This is a genomic window from Paraburkholderia megapolitana (assembly GCF_007556815.1).
Classification (GTDB): domain Bacteria; phylum Pseudomonadota; class Gammaproteobacteria; order Burkholderiales; family Burkholderiaceae; genus Paraburkholderia; species Paraburkholderia megapolitana.
This window is the reverse complement of the sequence record NZ_CP041743.1, coordinates 2143914-2162731: the sequence shown is the minus strand read 5'-3', so window position 1 is coordinate 2162731 and position 18818 is coordinate 2143914. Positions and strand designations below refer to the sequence as shown.

Sequence of the window (18818 nt, the reverse complement as noted above, 5' to 3'; positions counted from 1 at the left end):
ATGCATAGCGTCCGCGCCGTTGCCCTGCCCGCTCCGAATGCGATGCTGCGCATTTAAACCGGTGTGGAAACCCATTTACTGAAATGAGCCCCCCATGAGATTCCTTTGTTTCGCATAAATGGAATGCCATCCAATGCAGTCCGGATATCTGTTCGGAGATGCCCTATTGAGTCTCCGGAATTTCCGCTGCAATCGACTGCTTTATTCAACATTCTTATTGCCTTTCCTTAAAGAAATTCGCGGTCATTGACTCAATCGTCCCGGAGACCCTTATGAGCATTTCACGTCGCTCGTTTCTGAAAGGCAGTGCTGCCGCCGCTGCGCTCGGCGCAATCGGTTCTCCATCGGTTTCCGGCGCGGTGGCTGTGGCGGCGTCGGCGGCTTCCGGAGTGGCGGCCATCAGCGCACCTGGCGATGTGGTCGGCAAGGTCACCGTCGGCTACCAGGGCTGGTTTGCGGCACTCGGCGATGGCGCGCCGATCAATGGCTGGTGGCACTGGTCGCAGAACTGGTCGCAACCACCCTCGCCCACGAATGCAGGCATTCGTGCATGGCCCGACATGCACGATTACACGCATACCTATCCGACGAATTTCGCACCGCTGCACAGCGGCGCAACCGCCACCCTGTTCTCGGACTACGACCAGGATACGGTCAACGCGCAGTTCGCATGGATGCAGCAGAACGCCATCGATACCGTCGCGCTGCAACGCTTCGATCCCGATTCGAGCGAAGGTCCGACGCGCGATGCGATGGCCACCAAGGTGCGCACCGCGGCGGAGACCTACGGCCGCAAGTTCTACATCATGTACGACGTGTCCGGCTGGACCGACATGCAGTCGCAGATGAAAACGGACTGGACCTCGAAGATGTCCGCGCTGACGGCCTCCCCTGCTTACGCGAAGCAGAACGGCAAGCCGGTGGTATGCATCTGGGGCTTCGGCTTCAATGACGACAGCCGGCCGTTCAGCGCCGATGTCTGTGCCGACGTGGTTGCGTGGTTCAAGAGCCAGGGCGTGTATCTGATCGGCGGCGTGCCGACACACTGGCGTACCGGTGAATCGGTTCGGCCCAATTTTCTCGACGTCTTCCACCAGTTCAACATGCTCTCGCCGTGGATGATCGGGGCGATGAGCACGATCCAGCAAGCCGATGCGTTCGCTGTCGATATCAATGCCGCCGACAAGGCGGATTGCGACGCGCATGGCATCGACTATCAGCCCTGTGTGATGCCCGGCGATCTGTCGCAACGCGAACGGGTGCACGGCAACTACATGTGGCGACAGTTCTACAACCTGGCCAATCTCGGCGTGGCCGGCTTCTACATCTCGATGTTCGACGAGTACAACGAAGGCCATCAGATCGCGAAGACTGCCGCGACGCAAGCGGATGTGCCGTCGAACTCGAGCTATCTGAGCCTCGACGAGGACGGCACGCCGTGTTCGTCCGACTACTACCTGCGTCTGACCGGCGATGGCGGCCGCATGCTCAAAGGCACGCTCGCGCTGACACCAGTGCGCCCTACCGCTCCGACAGTGGGCAGCAACACCGGTGTAGCGACCGTGGTGAGCTTCACGGCCAGGGTCAACAACCTGATCGTGACTGCCGACAGCGCCGGCACCGCACCGCTGATTGCAAACCGCACGGCCGTCGGCCAGTGGGAGCAATTCGACATGGTCAACGCGGGCAACGGCGACATCGCGTTGCTTGCGCATGCCAACGGCAAGTACGTCACCGCGGAAAACGCGGGCGCTCAACCGCTCATCGCCAATCGCACGGCGGTCGGCCAGTGGGAAACCTTCCGCATCGTCATTCAACCGGGCACTAACGGCGCGGTGGCTTTGTTGTCGCGCGCCAACGGGCGCTATGTCACCGCGAGCAATGCGGGACAAGGTCCGCTCATTGCCAGTGCCACTCAGGTAGGTGGCTGGGAACAGTTCGACATCACGATTTCTTGAGCTGGGGCGTTACTGCATGCGAACGCGAGCGAAAGCATCGACGCTTCGCACGCAGTCATTTCAATCTCGTCAGGAGGATCAAATGAAATCGAAAGTTATAAGAGTGCTTGCAATCTGTCTTTCGTGTCTAGGGTTCTCGGCGCACGTTGCCGCACAGTCAGCGACCGCGCAAACCGCTGCGACGTCTGCGGCAACCTGTCAGTTCAGCGTGTGGACCGCCGGCGTCGATTATCCGGTGGGCACTGTGGTGCAGTATCCGGCCAACGGCTCGTACTACAAGGAAGTGAACGCCGGCACCAACGGCAGCGACGGTACCGATCCGACCATCAGCACCTGGTACTGGCAACCGACTACCTGCAGCGGTACGAGCACGCCGCCGCCTAGCAGTTTCATCTACAGCCCTTACTTCTACTCGGGCGACTTTGGCGGCAACCAGATGAACACGACCGTTACCGGTAGTTCGCAACTACTGGTGAATGTGATCCCAGCCAAGCTTCAGGCCATCACCTGGGCGTTCGCCACCGGCAGCTGCGGCAGCGAAAACTGGAATGGCGTGTCGGCTTCGGCGTTTGCCAAGGCGAACGTGGGGAGCTTCGTTAACGCGGGCAAGAAGTACACCGTGTCCACAGGGGGCGCAGGAGCGAGCTTTCTCTGCACGTCGGACGCTAATTTCGCGAAGTTCATCCAGACCTACAACAGCGCGAACCTGCTAGGCATCGACTTCGATATCGAAAACGGCCAGTCGCAGAGCGATATCAACAATCTGGTGGCACGCGTATCGACGGCACAGGCAACCTATCCGAACCTGCGCTTCAGCTTCACGATCGCCACCGACGGCGGCAACGAAAGCAACAGCCTCGGTGGCACCGGCGCGATGGTGATGACCGCGATCCAGAACTACGGGCTGAAGAACTACACCATCAATCTGATGACAATGGACTTCGCCTCGTCGGGTCAGGAGAATGCGTCGCTGTGCACGCTCAACAGTAGCGGCAAGTGCAATATGGGGCAGTCGACCATCTCTGCCGCTGAAAGTCTGCACAATTACTGGAAGGTGCCGTACAGCCAGATTGAAGTGACACCGATGATCGGCGGCAACGACAGCATCGACGAAACGTTCACGCTGGCCGATGCCGTCACCGTGGCGAACTATGCACTGTCCAAGAAGATTGCCGGGATTCATTTCTGGGCGTTCTCGCGCGACCGCGATTGTGCTCCGGCAACCGTTGACGGCAACTCTTCCGACACCTGCAACAACTATGGCAAGGCGGGCACGCTAGGCTATACGAACCAGTTCATTTCGGCTCTGGGGTTGTAGCAAGGGGATGCCTCGGTCGGGCTACCGGCCGGCGACTATCAATCGCCGGCCGGTAGCTGGAATACCTCGCAACCGCACGGGACCGGCAAAAGCGACTAAACGTAGCGCGCCTCATCGAGATCGGCGATCAACGTCGGCCCCGTCGGCTTCCAGCCCAACCGTGCTTGCGTAAGCGCACTCGAAGCCGGCATGTCCAGGCCGGCAAAGATCCCCATCCAGCCGTAGTGTGACTGCGCTTCTTCCGGTGCAATCGATACCACCGGAAGCTTGAGACCGCGGCCAAGCGCCTCGGCGATTTCGCGGGCGCTCACACCTTCTTCGCCGACCGCGTGATAACGCGCGCCGCGTTCACGCTTCTCAGCAGCAAGCCGATACAGACGCACGGCATCGGAGAGATGCCCCGCCGGCCAGCGATTACGTCCCTCTCCTACATAGGCAACCACGCCTTTCTCACGGGCAATCGCGACGAGCGGCGAGACGAGCCCCTGCTTGAACGGATTGTGAACCTGCGGCAGTCGCACCACGGACACGTTCACGCCCGCATCGAGCAGCGCGTTCCCGGCCAGTTCCGATGCGATGCGCGGATTGGGATGGCTCGTGTCGAAGATATCTTCGCTTGCCGGTTCGCCATGCTTGCCGCTGCCCATTCCGGTACCCGAGGTGATAACCAACGGACGATCGGAACCCGCGAGTGCGGAACCCAGCGCTGCAATGACGCGCTTATCCTTTTCGCAGTTCTCGACGAAGCGCGAAAAGTCGTGATCGAATGCCGTGTGGATGACGGCGTCCGCATTTGCAGCGCCGCTACGCAGGCTCTCTGGATCCTCCAGCGTGCCGCGATGCACCTCGGCGCCTGCTTCGATGAGTGCCTGCGCGCCGGCGTCCGAGCGGGTCACGCCGATTACCTGATGACCCGCGTTGATGAGTTCGGACACGAGGGCCGAGCCGATAAAGCCGGTCGCGCCGGTGAGAAAAATACGCATGATGAGATCTCCTTGGTCGTCACCGGCGTACTATTCACTCGTTTGTTATCCCGTTAAAGTAGTGATCTCATCATAGTAAAGTGACTAACAGGGTCAACGATGTCAGTCGATACAGCACGATCGCTGGGAGATTTTCTGAGGAGCCGCAGAACGCGCCTCGACCCGGCCAGCTTTGGCTTTTCCGGGCGCAGACGCACGCCGGGACTGCGCCGGGAAGAAGTTGCCCAGCGTGCCAATATCAGTCCAACCTGGTACACATGGCTCGAGCAAGGGCGTGGCGGCGGGCCGTCGGGAGAAGTGCTGGAGCGGATCTCAAGCGCGCTGATGCTCACCGATGTGGAGCGCGAGCATCTGTTCATGCTGGGGCTGGGGCGGCCGCCCGAAGTCCGCTACAAGTCGGTCGACGGCGTCAATCCGCGGTTGCAACGGCTGCTCGATTCGCTTGAAGCGAGTCCGGCCATCATCAAGACCGCTACCTGGGACGTCGTTGCCTGGAACCGCGCGGCCGCCATCGTGCTCACCGACTATGGCACGCTGCCGCCCGGTCAGCGCAATATTCTCCGCTTCCTGTTCTGCAATCCCGCGATCCGCGCCAAGCAGCACGATTGGGAAAGCCTCGCGCGTTTCATGGTCGGCTCGTTCCGGGCAGATGTGGCGCGTGCCGGCCTGGTATCCGAAGCCGGCGAACTCGTGAACGAGCTCCGCAATGCGAGCGCGGAGTTCGATGCGCTGTGGCAGGACAACGAGGTCATTGGTCACGCGGACATCGACGGTATCAAGCGTCTGTTGCATCCGAAGCTCGGCCCGATCGAGCTGGAATACTCGTCATTTTCCGTCGATGGTCGACCGGACCTGGGCATGCTCGTCTACAACCCGCTCGACAATGAGATTGCGCGGCAAATCAGGGCACTTGCTCTCGCTGCACAGGGGTGATGTGCCTATCGAACCTCGGCCCGCCGACGCCATTCAAGCGGAATGTGACCACCTGCATGCCGTGATTCGCCACGCCATATTACCGACTCACCACCTTGCGTTCCGGTCGCCGAGCAGATAGTCGATCGATACACGCCCCGGCCCCCAGGCCGCAATCGCCAGCGCCATCGCTACCCAGGTCAGGTGGATCGGCCAGCCGTCCGGCACGGTCAGTTCGATGATGCATGTCATCAGGATCAGGCCGGCCGCGGCGAACCGGGTGCCGAAGCCTAGTACGAGCAGCACGGGAAACGTCACCTCGCCGCAGGCCGACAGAAACGCCACGACAGCCGGCGCGGGGAACGGATAGGGACCGCCCGGCAGATGCAGCTGAAATTCCTGCGTGAACAGATCGATTGCCGTATCGCTAAGCTGAAGAAAGCCGTGCCATTTGAGGATGCCCGATTTCCAGAAAGGCACCGCGATAGCGAGGCGCAGCACCAGTTGCACGAGCCACGGCTGCGCGAGCCGCTGGATCAACCGGTTCGCCGCGCAGATCGCGGACGCGAGTACGTCCGGAATGGGAAGTTTCAGGTTCTGTGGGGTCGACATCTTGATCAATCTCCATGTTGGACGTGGACGGCGGTAAACACGCCGGCTGAGATCATCCCGGCCAGGCTGGCCGGAAGATCGAAGGAAGGGGTTTCCTCTAACGCGGCTGCTACGGCGTCGCCTAACGTTGCGCCGTCGATAAGGGAGATGAGAAATGCCGCGCCGCCCGGTGGCAGGCGCGATACCGTCACGTCATCGTCCGGCCGCGTAACGAGTGCATCTTCCGCGTCGCTTGAGCGAAGCGGCGTAACAACACCATCGGGACTCTCGGTCCGGTTCATCGCAAAGATCGCGACCGCCGGATAGCGCGATCGCACAATGCGGGTCGCGGGATGGGCAATCAAACGCAGCGCTGCGAGCGAAGTCGGCTCGACGCTTGCGAACACCTCGGCGCTCAGCACGGGTACATCGGCAGCGTGGTAGGCATCGAGCCATGCCCGTTCGATGCGCGCAGTATCCGCAAGCCAGGGCATCTCACACGCGTATTCGTAGGAGTCGATGAAGGCGGGAAAATCCCGTCCGTATTCGAACAGCAGCGCAGAAGTGGGCAACGTTGCGCGGATATGGAAACGCGCCATCGCCCTGAAGAAATCGACGCCAGTAATACGCTGAACCGCGGGATAAATAGCAGCGAGCGCGTCGATCAAGCTCACCGTGACGTTGTTGCGATAAACGTCGTAGCGCTTGACTACCCTTTTCCCGGACGCGTGGTTCAAATCGTCCGGCACCGCGCGCGTTGGGTCTGTCAAACCCGGTGCAAATGCTGCGGCGTAATCGTAGGCGCTCGAGTCAGGCTGCATCGCTGACCTCCTCTGCGAACAAGTGCGTGGGTTCTTCCATGATTCTTTGGGCCGCGAGTGCCTGAGCCCTTAACACAGGCCAGTCAGGAAGATTACTGTCCCACTCGATCAGGGTTGGCCGCACACCGATACGCGATACGACGCTGCGATAAAGATCCCAGACCGGTTCAGCAACCGCACGGTCGTGACTGTCGATCAGTAACGGTGCGTTCTCGTCGTCGCGTTGCTCATCGTGTCCGGCGAGATGCATTTCGCCGACCCGCTCAAGCGGGAATTCCGCGAGGTATGCCTCGGGGGAAAAACCGTGATTGACCGCCGAGACGAAAACGTTATTGAGGTCCAGCAACAAACCGCAGCCGGTACGTCGAGTGACTGCGCGAATGAAATCGGTTTCGCTCATCGTCGACGATGCGAACGCAACGTAGGTCGATGGGTTTTCCAGCAAGATGGGACGTTTGATCGCGTCCTGAACCTGGGCGATGTGTTCGCACACACGCTGCAGCGTTTCTTCCGTGTACGGCAACGGCAGAAGATCGTTGAAGAACGCGCCGCCATGTGACGACCACGCGAGATGTTCGGACACCAGCGCGGGCTCATAGCGTGCGACCAGATCGCGAAAGCGCTCGAGATGCTTCGTGTCCAGCGCGTCAGGTCCGCCGATCGACATGCACACACCATGAACGGAAAGCGGATAGTGCTCGCGTATCGCCGACAACGCCCGATGAGGCGGGCCACCGGCACCCATATAGTTTTCCGCGTGCACCTCGAAAAATCCGCGCGTCAGTCCGTCCGCAAGGATCGCGGACAGATGCTGATGCTTGAAACTGGTGCCCGCCAGTATCGCGACGTCGCGTGCATCTGATACGTCGAATACGTCTGATACGTCGCGACGGGAGCGACCCCGCTCGTCGATGGCCGTAGCCGCTCTGGCGTTATTCATGGCCGCTCCCATTCCTCTTGTCGTTATCCGGATCAGGACTTCAGTGCGGTGAGCGAGCCGTGGGCGCCGCCCGGCACTTCGATGCTCGTGCACGTGCCGCCCTGAACGAATTTCCACGAATTGCCCTGGAAATCGACCGTCGACGTCCCCTGGCACGTGGTGCCGGGGCCTGCGGCGCAGTCGTTCTGCCCTTTCAGGGCGATGCCGAAACACTTCTCCTTGTGTGCAGAGATGGCGGCGCTTTCTTCGGCCTTCGTGAGCGGCGCGGCGTGCGCGACCGAGGTGAGCAGACTTGCGACAGCGCTGATGAGCAGGGCGGAAGCGACATTGGTTTTTGTAGACATTGCATTTCTCCAGTGATTGAGTGGGTACCCGTGGTGGATACGGGTGCTGAGTCGTGGGGCACTGGGGATTAATGACAACGCGCGCAAAAAAAATTTTACCGACCGGCCGCTATCGCCCCCATCAACGGTAGTGCCTTTACACATATCGTTAAATTACGATATATGATTCGTCCTGTAGCGATGCAGCCTCCGATGCAACCGGCATCGGGTCTGCCTGCTGTTCATGGACACGAAACGATGACGACGATCGACATCGACGCGATTCACAAGGCACTCGCCAACCCGATGCGGCGCGAGATTCTTGTGTGGTTGCGGGAGCCGCGTAAGTATTTCGCCGATCAGGAATTCCCGCTCGAGAGGGGCGTGTGCGCGGGCCAGATCGACGAGCGCTGCGGGTTGTCGCAATCGACGGTTTCGGCGCATCTGGCCGCGTTGCAGCGCGCCGGACTGATCACGTCCAAACGCGTCGGTCAGTGGGCATTTTTCAAGCGCAACGAGCCTGTCATCGAAGCGTTTCTCAAGCACATGAACGCGGATCTTTGATACGCGAGCGGTGTGTACCGCTCTCTTCCATTACGTTGTTCTGATAGCCGCGAGCCCCTGGCTCGCGAGCATAGGTGAACTGTTATGCCGACACTTTTCGATCCACTCAAGATTGGCGATCTCACGCTGCCGAACCGCATCATCATGGCGCCGCTTACCCGTCAGCGCGCTGGCGATGTCCGCGTGCCCAATGCATTGATGGCGCGTTACTACGCCGAACGCGCATCGGCGGGCCTGATTCTCAGCGAAGCCACCGCTGTCACGCCGCAAGGCGTCGGCTATGCGGCGACGCCAGGCATCTGGTCGCAAGAACAGGTTGAAGGCTGGAAACTCGTCACTGAAGCCGTGCACGCCGCCGGCGGGCTGATCTTCCTGCAACTGTGGCACGTGGGCCGCATCTCCGACCCGATCTTCCTGAACGGCGAACTGCCGGTCGCACCGAGCGCAATCGCGGCCGAGGGCCACGTGAGCCTCGTGCGTCCGGAGCGGCCATTCGTGACACCGCGTGCGCTCGATCTGTCCGAGATCCCCGGTATCGTCGCGGCCTACCGCAAGGGTGCTGAGAACGCGAAGGCCGCGAGCTTCGACGGCGTCCAGGTACACGGCGCAAATGGCTATCTGCTCGACCAGTTCCTGCAGGACAGCACGAACCTGCGCACCGACGAATACGGCGGCTCGATCGAAAACCGCGCGCGCCTGCTGCTCGAAGTCACCGATGCGGCTATCGATGTGTGGGGCGCCGATCGCGTCGGTGTGCACCTCGCACCGCGCGGCGATTCGCACACGATGGGCGACTCCGATCGCGCAGCGACTTTCGGCTATGTGGCACGCGAACTCGGCAAGCGCAAGATCGCGTTCATCGCCGCGCGCGAAGCCGTTGGTGACGATCGCATCGGTCCGTTGCTGAAGAAAGCGTTCGGCGGTCCGTACATCGCGAACGAAAAGTTCACGAAAGAAAGCGCGCAACACGCAATCGATGCCGGCGATGCTGACGCGATTGCGTGGGGCAAGCTGTTTATCGCGAACCCGGATCTGCCGCGCCGTTTCGAATTCGATGCGCCGCTGAACACGCCGAATCCGGCCACGTTCTATGCGGAAGGCGAAGCCGGCTACACCGACTATCCGGCGCTCGAAACGACGGCCTGATCGGGCGACGTTCCTCTCGTAGCGTGCTGTCGAGCGCGGCGGTTGCAACCGGAATCTATCCCGGCTGCAACCGCCGTTTGTCATGGCAGAGTCATGAGAATCCGCGAGCCCTACCCCGCGGGCAAGCCGAGGACTACACTGCACGTTCCTGCCTCGACAGACCCCGCTGCGGGGAAAACCTCATGCATCTGTTGCAACTCGTCCTGCACTTCGACCGCAACCTCGGTAGCCTGATCGCGCAGTACGGCACAGCCGTCTACGCGATGCTGTTCGCCATCGTCTTCGTCGAGATCGGCCTGCTGCCGCTCTTCTTCCTGCCCGGCGACCCACTGATTTTTATCTGCGGTGCATTCGCCGCGACGGGTGCGCTCAACGTCTGGGTCGTCACGCCGGTGCTGTTCGTGGCGACGGTGGCCGGCAGTATCGTCTGCTATGCGATCGGTCGTGCGGTCGGTGAAACGGTTTACACCTCGAATGCTCGCTGGATCGACAAGAATGCGTTGCGCAAGGCGCATTCGTTCTATGAGGCGCGCGGCGGTCTGACGTTTCTCGCGTCCCCATTCATCGCTGTCGTACGCACGTTCGCACCTTTCGTCGCAGGCGTATCGCGGATGACGTTTGCGCGGTTTACGTCGTACGTCACGGCAGGCGCCGCGCTGTGGATCGGCTCGCTGGTGGCGGCCGGCTATCTGTTTGGCAATGTGCCGCTGGTGCGCGATCATATGAGTTCGATCGTGCTGCTCGGCGTTGCGCTCGGTGTCGGTTCGCTGCTTGTCAGTGCACTGTGGCGCTTTGTTACGAAGGGACGGCAGCGCGTCTGAATCGCATCGCGATTTCTCTACTCGTCGTCATAGCTGTCGAACAAGGAGGCAATTCATGGCGCTTTCCGGTCTGCTCGTCTTCGCGCTCGCGTTGACTATCGCCGCCGGTTCACCCGGTCCCAACATCGCCGCACTGGTCACTCGCGTGCTGACCACGAGTCTGCGCGACGTGCTGCCGTTCCTTGTCGCGATGTGGCTCGGCGAAGCGCTCTGGCTGACCTGCGCGGTTACCGGGCTCGCGGTGATCGCGCACACTTTCGCGGTGGTGTTCACTGTGGTGAAGTTCGCGGGCGTCGTCTACCTGCTGTTTCTCGCGTGGAAGATGTGGTTCGCGCCCACCGAGGTGCAGCAAGAAACATTGCCGCGCGGTCAATCCGCGTGGCGGATGTTTGTCGCCGGTCTGATGGTGGCGCTCGGCAACCCGAAGATCATGGTCTTCTACCTCGCCCTGCTGCCGACGATCATCGATCTTTCCCACGTCGGCGTCGTCGCATGGCTCGAACTGACGCTGACGATGCTGGCCGTGCTGGTGCTGATCGATTTCACGTGGGCGGTCCTCGCCAGCCGCGCCCGGAAGCTGCTGACAAGCCGCCGTGCGGTGAAGATCGCTAACCGTACTAGCGCAACCGTGATGGCCGGTGCGGCTGCGGCTATCGCGACGCGCTAGATAAACGGCGGCTGTCGCATGTCACACGGCCGTGGCAGCCGGCACCCAATCCGGCGACTGCGCGCGTTGTGCGGCGGCCCATGCATCGACGGCACACAAGATCGCACCCTGCAGCGCAGCGCCATGTTCGAACGCAGCCGGCACGACTTCTGGCGGATACGGCACCGCGCGCGCGAGCATCGCGGCGAGTTCGGGCAGAATGCGCGGCACACGCGCCATGCCGCCGCCCACTGCAATACGCGCTGGATCGAGCGTCAAGGCGATGTTCGCGACATGCACCGAGAGGCGATACAACGCATCGTCGATCAGCGCTGCAATGCGCGCATCCGCATCGGCCAGCACGAACGCTTCGCGCGCGCTCACCGGCCGGCCGAGCAACGCACCCACACGGTTCGATAACGCGCTGCCGGAAACGAACTGCTCGAGCGGCGTACCGCCGTCGGCGAACAGGATCTCGTCTGCAACACCACGCAACTGGTAACCGATCTCTCCCGCCGCACCGTGTGCACCGCGCAGCACCTTGCCGTCGATCACCACCGCCGACGCGAGCCCCGTGCCCAGATTCAGATAGAGCGCGCACTCGACACCCATCAACGCACCACAACGCGACTCCGCGAGCGCCGCCGCCTTGACGTCGGTCTCGACGACCACGCTCGCGCCGCTGAACCCGGCGCGCAAGGTTTGCGCGAACGGTAGCGTGTCCCAGCCCGGATTGTTCGGCGCCAGCCTGACGCCGTCCGGTTCCACGATGCCCGGCGTCACCGCGGCCACGACGCGCAGTGCGCCACCGTGGCGTGCTGCGGTTTGTGCAAGCAACGCATGCGCCGCATCGAACATCCGCTCCATCACACGCGCCGCGCCCTGTTGTGCGTGCGTCGGAATCTCCGTTTCGATGAGTCGCACGCCCTGCGGGGTTGCGGTCGACATCGCGATCTTCGTTCCACCAAAATCGACTGCGAGGACGAAGTCTTTCTCGTTGCCGTCCTGCCCACTACCGTGCCTGCGGTTCGCACCATCGCCATCACTGCCGCCGCTACCGCCGTGCGGATACCTGTTGTCATCTTGCTGCATGCGTGCCTTGCCGTTTATTGAACGCGCGCGCCGGCATCATCCTGCCGCTGACGCTCGAGAAACACTTCTTGCACTTCCTTCGGACCGAACGGCCAGACCCGCGTCACGCGTGCCCAGATCAGGAACGCGACAACGCCGGCGACGAGCCATGCGGTCGACAGTATTTGCGACTGGCGATCGGTTGCGTAGTACACGTAAAACCAGCCGACCAGCGCAACCAGGCTCGGCAGCGGATACAGCCACTGCCGATACGGCCGGCGTAACTCCGGCTGGCGCCGGCGCAGCACTGTCAGCGCAGCGATCTGCGCCACCGATTGCAGCAGCACCGACACCGCGACGAGCATGTTGATCACGGTGGTCAGATCGAAGAAGCTACCTGCCGCGGTGATCACGCCCATCACAAGCAGCGCGACGTGCGGGAAATTGTGTTTGCTGTGCAGACGGCCGAACGCCGAGAGGAACACACCGTCGCGCGCCGCATGGAACGGCACCCGCGAACCGCCGAGCAGACCGGCGAACACCGAGGCGAACGCGGCAATCAGAATCAGGATCGTGACGATCGCCGCAGCCGTATGCCCCCAGTTGCGCGACACGACCAGCGACGCCACCGAACTCGACTTCGCCACGTCCTGCCAGGGCACCGTGCCAATCACGCCGACGTTCATCGCGAGATAGAAGACCATCATCGCGGCGATCGAAACGATGATCGAGCGCGGCATGACACGCCCCGGGTTCTTCAGTTCGTCGCCCATGTAGGCCGTCGTGTTGTAGCCCGCATAGTCGTAGATCGCGATGATCAGACCCGCGCCGAGACCGGTGAAGAACTTGCCGAGATCGCCGGAGCCGGGCGGCAGCGACATCGCGAGGTTCAGGTGGAAATCCGAATAGGCGGCCGCGGTCGTGAGCCCGACAGCCAGCACCATGATGATCCACAGCACGGCGCTCAGCGAGCGGATCGATTCGATCCGACGGTATAGCGCGAACACCACCAGCGCGGTGACAACGAGGCCGATTGCATGGCTCTGCCACGGCAGCAGGTTCGGCAGAAAGAACCCCATGTACTGAACAAACCCGATGATGCCGGTGCTCATGATGAGCGGAATCGACAGCATCGCGGTCCAGATGAACAGGAACGGCACGAGGCGCCCCGTGCGGTACTGGAACGCTTCGCGCACGTACAGGTAGGTCCCGCCCGCGCCCGGCATCGCCGCGCCCAGCTCGGCCCAGACGAGCCCGTCGGCCATCGCGAGCAAGGCCCCCACCACCCAGCCGATCACGGCAAGCGGGCCGTTCATCACCGCGACGATCGCCGGAATCGTAATAAACGGACCGATCCCGCAGATCTGGATCATGTTCACCGCGATCGCCGGGAACAGCCCCACCGAACGCTGGAAGTGCGGTGCGTCGGGCGTCGCCGCAGGCGCCTCGCTGGCGGAACGGCCGTCGGGCCACGTCGAAGAAGAATCGCTCATCGGGGGATGTCTCCATGCGGCGAAGCCGCGTTTGTCGTCAAAGGATGCCTGGTCGCGCCGCGGTGTTGTTGTCGGGTTGCGGTGTCGATGGGCGGATAATAGGAAAGTTTCTTTACGAATGCAAATGCGTCAATATTCGCGGCAAAATTCCACCGCCGTTGTTGCCAGCCCGTCCCGCGAGACTTGCCCCGACCGAACGTGGTTGTTAGCATCGCCCGTCACCCGCTCGAATCCGTCATGACTCTGCATACTCGCAAGCGCACCCGCCCGACGCCGCCGGTCACCCGCGGCCCCGCCTTCGTGCGGCAAGGCAACGAATGGGCGATCTACCAGCATCTGCTGGACCTCGCACCGGCATCGAGCCCGCAGCTCGCGGAAACGATCGGCCTGTCGAAGGTGACGATCTCCGCGGCTTTGAACAATCTGGAGCGGCTCGGCCTCGTCGAGCAAAGCGGCGTGCGTGCGGGTAACGCCGGACGCGCACCGCGGCTCTATGCGCCGCGCGCGGAAGCCGGTTTCGTGGTGGCAATCGACGTCGGTGCGGAGTGGATTCGCGGCGCGCTTGCCGATCTGACCGGACGCGTCGTCGCCCGGCTCGACAAACGCACGCCGGCGCGTGTCGCACGGCTCGTTGCGCAGATCGTCGAACTGGTCGCGACGATGCTCGATGAACGCGGGGTCAAACGCAGCGACGTGCTGGCCACCGTGCTCGGCTCACCCGGCGTACTCGATCCGGAAAAAGGCCGGCTGCTGCTGGCGGCAAACGTGCCGGGCTGGGAACGCAGCGGTCTGATTTCGTCGCTGCGTGAAGCGCTCGGCACTGACATCGTGATCGAGAACGACATCAACCTCGCAGCGCTCGGCGAGCAGAAACATGGCATCGGTCGCGGCGTCGATAACTTCGTGCTGATGTCGGTCGGTACCGGGATCGGTCTTGGCATCGTCGCGGATGGCAAGCTGCATCGCGGCGCCCATGGGTTCGCGGGCGAGATTGCGGTGTTGCCGCCCGCGCCTTCTGACGACGACACGCCGCCTGCCACGCGCCATCGCGGGCTATTCGAAGTCCGCGCCGCGGCCAAGGGGATCGTCGCGCACGCGCACCGGCTCGGTCTGCATGCCGCGAGTGCCGAGGATGTGTTCGCCGCCGCGCATGCGGGCGATCGCCGCGCGCTCGAATGCGCGGCTGAGGAAGCGCATCAGCTCGCGTGGGCGCTCGCATCGATCGTGCCGATTCTCGACCCGGCGCTCGTCGTACTAGCCGGCGGTATCGGACGCAATGGCGCGCTGCTCGTGCCGATCATTCGCGACTATCTGGCAGCGCGTCTGCTGATGCCGGTGCCCGAGTTCGCGATCTCGACGACCGGCACCGACGGCGTACTGCTCGGCGCGGTGGAGCATGGGCTCGATCAGGCGCGGTTGCGCGCGTTCGAACGTCTCGGTTACTGATCGGTTACCGATCCACGTCGTGAAACCGCGCGTGGTACGACGCGAGCAGCGCCTGCCACCACTCGGCATGGCGCTGCAGATAGATGCGGTCCGGGAAATGATGGCGCGCGACATGCTCCTGCGGCACGCTGTCCCAGCCGCGATGTTCGACGGTCACACGGGTCTCGACGGGCTCGGCTTCCACCTCGTCGAAGCGCACTTCGACATGCGTGAGTTGATCTGCTGCGAAGCTCGCTTGCCGCCAGCTGAACGCAATGCGCACACCAGGCTCCCACGCGGTGATGCGACCGACTTCGAACACCTCGCCATCCGGCTGCGTTTCGATCAACCGCCCTTCACTACTGCCGTCCGAATGCTCGAATGACAGCACGCCGGCACCGTGCGGTGTGAACTGGAAGAGATCGTTTGGCCGCCACCATGCAGCGATATCGCGTGTGAAGACATCGAACGCATGCTGCGCAGACGCCGCAACGCGTAGCGACACCAGCACACGCGAGTTCATGGCTTGCGCTCCACGTGCGCCTTGAACGCCTGCAATTGCGTCGCCCAGAGTTGTTCGGTCTGTTCGAGCCACATCTTGAGTTCACGCATCGCCGCCGACTTCAACACATAAATACGCACGCGCGCATCGAAATCGTCGGATGACTCTTCGATCAGCTTGCTCGCGCGCAACACGCGCAGATGCCGGCTCATCGCTTGCGGGCTCAGGCCGGTGGCCTCGGCCAGATCGCCGGCGCGCATGGGCCGCTCGCGCAGCAGATCGACGACCTGCCGCCGATTCGGATCGGCAAGCGCGGACAAGGTTCGATCAAGCGATGCTGCAGTAGCCTGTTTCACGCTTTATACCCAACCGTCGATCTTTAGCCCGCTAGCCTGCTCTGCTTCCTCGCGCGATACCGGGCGCACCGTCTGGCCGAAACTCCACTCGTGGCCTTCGAGGTCGCGGGCTGCGTAGACACGGTCGCCGTAGAACTGATCTTCGGGCTCGCGCGTGACGACTGCACCTGCGGCGCGCGCCCGCGCGCAATGCGCGTCGAGGTCGCGCGATAAATGCACGTGCACGATCTGGGTGTTCTTGCCGTTCGCCGACGACGGGCTTGCCGTGTGCTCCGCATACTCGCCGCCGATCATCAACAGTCCATCGCCGAACTTCATTTCCGAGTGCACGATGCGCCCCTCCTGGTCGGTGATCACCATCGAGCGTTCAAAGCCGAATGCTTTTTCAAGCCAGTCGAGCGCAGCGGCCGGATCGCGATAGAACACGGCGGAGGTCATGGTCGGACGGCGGAATGGATCGGACATGGGAGCCTCCTTGATTAACTTCAGGATTGATATTTAACATCGTAGTTAAGCAAATTCGAAAGTTCAAGGGGAGTTTCTGAGTGTCACCGCGTACGCGAGTTCTAGATGAATGTGGCTGAGAGGCATCGCTTATTCTCGATACGCGGAAATTTCTATACGATTGGACAGGCAAGCTTCAGCTTCCATAGCGGAGCTCTCATCTCCCGACACACCATTCCAACTTTCAGGATGCACGCTTTGACCTCTTCTTCTGCGCCCCGCATCCCGGGCACGTTTTTCCTCCATTCCCCCGGTCCTGTGCGACTGCCGCAGCAAGTAGCGAATGCGCTCGGCACCCAGCCGTTCGAGCTTGGCGATCCCGCTCTGGATGAGCTCATTGCTCGCTGCGAAAGTGGTCTAAAGAAGGTGTTCGGCACATCGCGGTCGGACGTCTTCCTGTATGCGGCCAACGGTCACGGCGCCTGGGAAGCTGCCATCTGCAACCTCGTCGCTCCCGGAAAATGCGTGGCTGTGGCGGGCAGCGGCGCATTCTCCGAAGCCTGGGCACAGTACGCCGAAGAACTTGGCGTACAGGTGCGCCGCACGGCCTGTGAAACCGGTCATGCAGCGGACCCCGCCGCCGTGGGACAGTTGCTGCGTGCCGATACCGCACACGAGATCGTAGCGGTCTTCGTGGTTCACACCGACACAGGCGCTAGCGTCACCAATAACCTGCAGGCGTTTCGCGACGAAATCGATGCCGCCTCGCATCCCGCGTTGCTGGTAGTCGACGTTGTGGCCTCGCTGGCCGCCGAGCCGTTCGACATGGACACATTGGGTGTCGACGTCGCCATTGGCGCCTCGCAGAAAGCGCTGATGATCTCTCCCGGCCTGAGTTTCATGGCAGTCAGCGAAAAAGCCATGCGGGTCGCGGAAGCCAACAAGACGCCGCGTGTGTACTGGGACTGGCTGCGCCGACGCAGCGATCTCGGCTACCGCAAGTTCTGCGGGACACCGCCGCAAAACCTGTTAATGGGCCTGGACGTAGCGCTCGCACTGATTTTCGAAGAGGGTCTGCAGAACGCGATTGCACGACATCGTCTGCTTGCCGGCGCGGTACATGCCGCCGTGGAAGGCTGGAGTGAGCGCGGCGACGTGGGGTTTTTCGTACGCGAGCCGCGTTCGCGTTCTGTGTCGGTTACCGCCATCGAAGTACGCCCGGGCATCGATCCGGAAAAGCTACGCACCGTCGCACGCGAGCAGTTCCAGGTCGGTATCGCAGGCGGCGTGGGTGCACTTGTGGGGCGAATTTTCCGCATCGGCCATCTCGGCGACCTGAATGCACCGATGATATTGGGCTGCCTCGCGGGCGTTGAAGCTGCGATGAGCATCAGCGGTATTGCCTACGGTCCGGGCCTCGAACGCGCCGTACGCTTACTGTCGGCATCGACAACGGAAAATACGCAGTAGTGACCCGACGAAACCAGCGCAGACCACGCGGCTAATCAGCCGCGCGGCCCAGCGGTATTTCCAGTACATGAAAACCTGGTCAACCGGGAATCCTGTTCACGGCCGGCCCGCGCCAGGCACCTCGACCTGCACCGCCCACAGCGCCGCCTCGCGTGACGGCGCGCGGTTGTGCTCCGAGGAATCAGGCGCCACGCATAGATAAAGCGTCCGGCGATCCGCCCCACCCAGGGTGCAGGCAAACACGCCCATGTCTCCCGTGGAAATTTCCTGCAGGATGTGCCCGCCTTCGGCGACGCGCAGCACGCGGTGGTGAGTCACGTCCGCACACCAGACGGCGCCTTCGGCATCGAGCACAGCACCGTCGGGTGTGACCACGGCCTGCTGGACGACAGTCGTCGCATCGGTCGATTGCGGCAACGGGCCGAACACCGCCCAGTCGCGACGCGGACCGAGTTGGCCCGGGCCTACGATGTCGAAAGCCGAGATGCGGTTGCCGGTGGACTCGCAGACGATCAAGGTCTTGCCGTCGGGCGTGATCATCGAGCCATTGGGAAAGTGGAGGCCCTCGGCCGCGACCCGGACCGTGCCGTCGAGCGTCACCGAGGCCAACCTGGCAGGCGCAATCGGCGCGCCGCCCATCAGGTCGAAGCCGAAGTTGCCCACCCAGGCGGTGCCGTCCTCGCCCACCACCATGTCGTTAATGTGGCCGGTGGCGATGTTCGAGAGGTCGGCATGCTCTACGAGCCGGCCATCGGTTTCCAGGCGCAGCACACGCCGATCACGCATCGAGCTGACGAGCAGCCGTCCATCGGGCAGCCAGCCCAGGCCCGAGGGCTGACCGGGTACCTCGGCTACCGTCGTGACGCGGCCGTCGGCGTCGATGCTCATTACCCGGTGCATGTAGAAGTCCGACAGCCATAGCCGGTCATCATGCCAGCGCGGACCTTCCAGAAAGCTGAAGCCCGAAACGATTTCTCTGATGCGTGCATCCATTGTGTGGCCCCTGACGGTTGGCAAAACCAGTTTGTCACGCT

20 protein-coding genes are annotated in these 18818 nt (G+C 62.4%); 9 read left to right on the top strand and 11 right to left on the bottom strand.

Annotated features, from left to right (window positions below; all coding sequences use genetic code 11):
• The first annotated feature begins 272 nt into the window (after window positions 1–272).
• Window positions 273–1958 (top strand): twin-arginine translocation signal domain-containing protein, encoded by a 1686-nt coding sequence (locus tag FNZ07_RS09135; RefSeq protein WP_091015753.1) that lies wholly within the window; start codon window positions 273–275, stop codon window positions 1956–1958.
• Window positions 1959–2040: 82 nt separating this feature from the next.
• The gene (locus tag FNZ07_RS09130; protein WP_245811603.1) at window positions 2041–3276 is read left to right on the top strand and encodes a glycosyl hydrolase family 18 protein; all 1236 of its coding nucleotides are present in this window, start codon (window positions 2041–2043) and stop codon (window positions 3274–3276) included.
• Window positions 3277–3371: 95 nt separating this feature from the next.
• Here the strand turns inward: FNZ07_RS09130 and FNZ07_RS09125 are convergent, their stop codons facing one another.
• Entirely contained in the window at window positions 3372–4259 is an 888-nt protein-coding gene (locus tag FNZ07_RS09125) for an SDR family oxidoreductase (protein ID WP_091015748.1), read from the bottom strand.
• Between the two features lie 99 nt (window positions 4260–4358).
• Between FNZ07_RS09125 and FNZ07_RS09120 the strand changes: the two genes are divergently transcribed.
• Window positions 4359–5192: a helix-turn-helix transcriptional regulator gene (locus FNZ07_RS09120; protein ID WP_091015746.1), complete on the top strand. Its 834-nt coding sequence runs from the start codon at window positions 4359–4361 to the stop codon at window positions 5190–5192.
• Between the two features lie 87 nt (window positions 5193–5279).
• Here the strand turns inward: FNZ07_RS09120 and FNZ07_RS09115 are convergent, their stop codons facing one another.
• The 4 genes from FNZ07_RS09115 to FNZ07_RS09100 are packed head-to-tail and all read right to left on the bottom strand — an operon-like array spanning window position 5280 to window position 7867.
• Window positions 5280–5783, bottom strand: coding sequence for a DoxX family protein (locus FNZ07_RS09115; protein WP_091015947.1), 504 nt, complete (start codon window positions 5781–5783; stop codon window positions 5280–5282).
• Window positions 5784–5788: 5 nt separating this feature from the next.
• A complete protein-coding gene (locus FNZ07_RS09110) occupies window positions 5789–6583 on the bottom strand; it encodes an HvfC/BufC N-terminal domain-containing protein (protein WP_091015744.1) in 795 nt (264 codons plus the stop codon).
• The gene (gene bufB, locus FNZ07_RS09105; protein ID WP_091015742.1) at window positions 6573–7523 is read right to left on the bottom strand and encodes an MNIO family bufferin maturase; all 951 of its coding nucleotides are present in this window, start codon (window positions 7521–7523) and stop codon (window positions 6573–6575) included. The genes FNZ07_RS09110 and bufB overlap by 11 nt, the downstream gene beginning before the upstream one ends.
• Before the next feature lie 32 nt (window positions 7524–7555).
• Window positions 7556–7867 carry a BufA1 family periplasmic bufferin-type metallophore gene (locus FNZ07_RS09100; RefSeq protein ID WP_091015739.1) on the bottom strand — a complete coding sequence of 104 codons (312 nt, stop codon included), beginning with the start codon at window positions 7865–7867 and terminating at the stop codon, window positions 7556–7558.
• 237 nt (window positions 7868–8104) lie between these two features.
• On the opposite strand from FNZ07_RS09100, the gene FNZ07_RS09095 reads away from it, so the two are divergent.
• From FNZ07_RS09095 to FNZ07_RS09080, 4 genes are all read left to right on the top strand, one after another.
• On the top strand, window positions 8105–8410 hold the full coding sequence (locus tag FNZ07_RS09095; RefSeq protein ID WP_091015944.1) for an ArsR/SmtB family transcription factor: 306 nt from the start codon (window positions 8105–8107) through the stop codon (window positions 8408–8410).
• An 84-nt stretch (window positions 8411–8494) separates the two neighbouring features.
• The gene (locus FNZ07_RS09090) at window positions 8495–9556 is read left to right on the top strand and encodes an alkene reductase (RefSeq protein ID WP_091015738.1); all 1062 of its coding nucleotides are present in this window, start codon (window positions 8495–8497) and stop codon (window positions 9554–9556) included.
• A gap of 182 nt (window positions 9557–9738) precedes the next feature.
• Window positions 9739–10377, top strand: a complete 639-nt coding sequence (locus FNZ07_RS09085; protein ID WP_091015736.1) for a VTT domain-containing protein — start codon at window positions 9739–9741, stop codon at window positions 10375–10377.
• Between the two features lie 55 nt (window positions 10378–10432).
• A complete protein-coding gene (locus FNZ07_RS09080) occupies window positions 10433–11044 on the top strand; it encodes a LysE family translocator (protein WP_091015733.1) in 612 nt (203 codons plus the stop codon).
• Window positions 11045–11065: 21 nt separating this feature from the next.
• On the opposite strand, the gene FNZ07_RS09075 is transcribed toward FNZ07_RS09080, so the two are convergent.
• Together FNZ07_RS09075 and FNZ07_RS09070 are read right to left on the bottom strand one after the other, a co-directional pair.
• Window positions 11066–12115: an ROK family protein gene (locus FNZ07_RS09075; RefSeq protein WP_091015731.1), complete on the bottom strand. Its 1050-nt coding sequence runs from the start codon at window positions 12113–12115 to the stop codon at window positions 11066–11068.
• 14 nt (window positions 12116–12129) lie between these two features.
• Window positions 12130–13587, bottom strand: coding sequence for an APC family permease (locus FNZ07_RS09070; RefSeq protein ID WP_091015729.1), 1458 nt, complete (start codon window positions 13585–13587; stop codon window positions 12130–12132).
• Between the two features lie 237 nt (window positions 13588–13824).
• Between FNZ07_RS09070 and FNZ07_RS09065 the strand changes: the two genes are divergently transcribed.
• Window positions 13825–15033, top strand: a complete 1209-nt coding sequence (locus FNZ07_RS09065; protein WP_091015727.1) for an ROK family transcriptional regulator — start codon at window positions 13825–13827, stop codon at window positions 15031–15033.
• Between the two features lie 4 nt (window positions 15034–15037).
• Here the strand turns inward: FNZ07_RS09065 and FNZ07_RS09060 are convergent, their stop codons facing one another.
• Genes FNZ07_RS09060 through FNZ07_RS09050 form a run of 3 tightly spaced genes read right to left on the bottom strand, consistent with a single transcriptional unit; the run spans window position 15038 to window position 16335 of the window.
• Window positions 15038–15535 (bottom strand): SRPBCC domain-containing protein, encoded by a 498-nt coding sequence (locus tag FNZ07_RS09060; RefSeq protein ID WP_091015725.1) that lies wholly within the window; start codon window positions 15533–15535, stop codon window positions 15038–15040.
• Window positions 15532–15870, bottom strand: a complete 339-nt coding sequence (locus tag FNZ07_RS09055) for an ArsR/SmtB family transcription factor (protein WP_091015723.1) — start codon at window positions 15868–15870, stop codon at window positions 15532–15534. The genes FNZ07_RS09060 and FNZ07_RS09055 overlap by 4 nt, the downstream gene beginning before the upstream one ends.
• Before the next feature lie 3 nt (window positions 15871–15873).
• Window positions 15874–16335, bottom strand: a complete 462-nt coding sequence (locus FNZ07_RS09050; protein WP_091015720.1) for a VOC family protein — start codon at window positions 16333–16335, stop codon at window positions 15874–15876.
• 237 nt (window positions 16336–16572) lie between these two features.
• Between FNZ07_RS09050 and FNZ07_RS09045 the strand changes: the two genes are divergently transcribed.
• Window positions 16573–17784 carry a pyridoxal-phosphate-dependent aminotransferase family protein gene (locus FNZ07_RS09045; RefSeq protein WP_170275705.1) on the top strand — a complete coding sequence of 404 codons (1212 nt, stop codon included), beginning with the start codon at window positions 16573–16575 and terminating at the stop codon, window positions 17782–17784.
• Between the two features lie 96 nt (window positions 17785–17880).
• On the opposite strand, the gene FNZ07_RS09040 is transcribed toward FNZ07_RS09045, so the two are convergent.
• A complete protein-coding gene (locus FNZ07_RS09040) occupies window positions 17881–18777 on the bottom strand; it encodes an SMP-30/gluconolactonase/LRE family protein (protein WP_091015717.1) in 897 nt (298 codons plus the stop codon).
• Window positions 18778–18818: the final 41 nt, after the last annotated feature.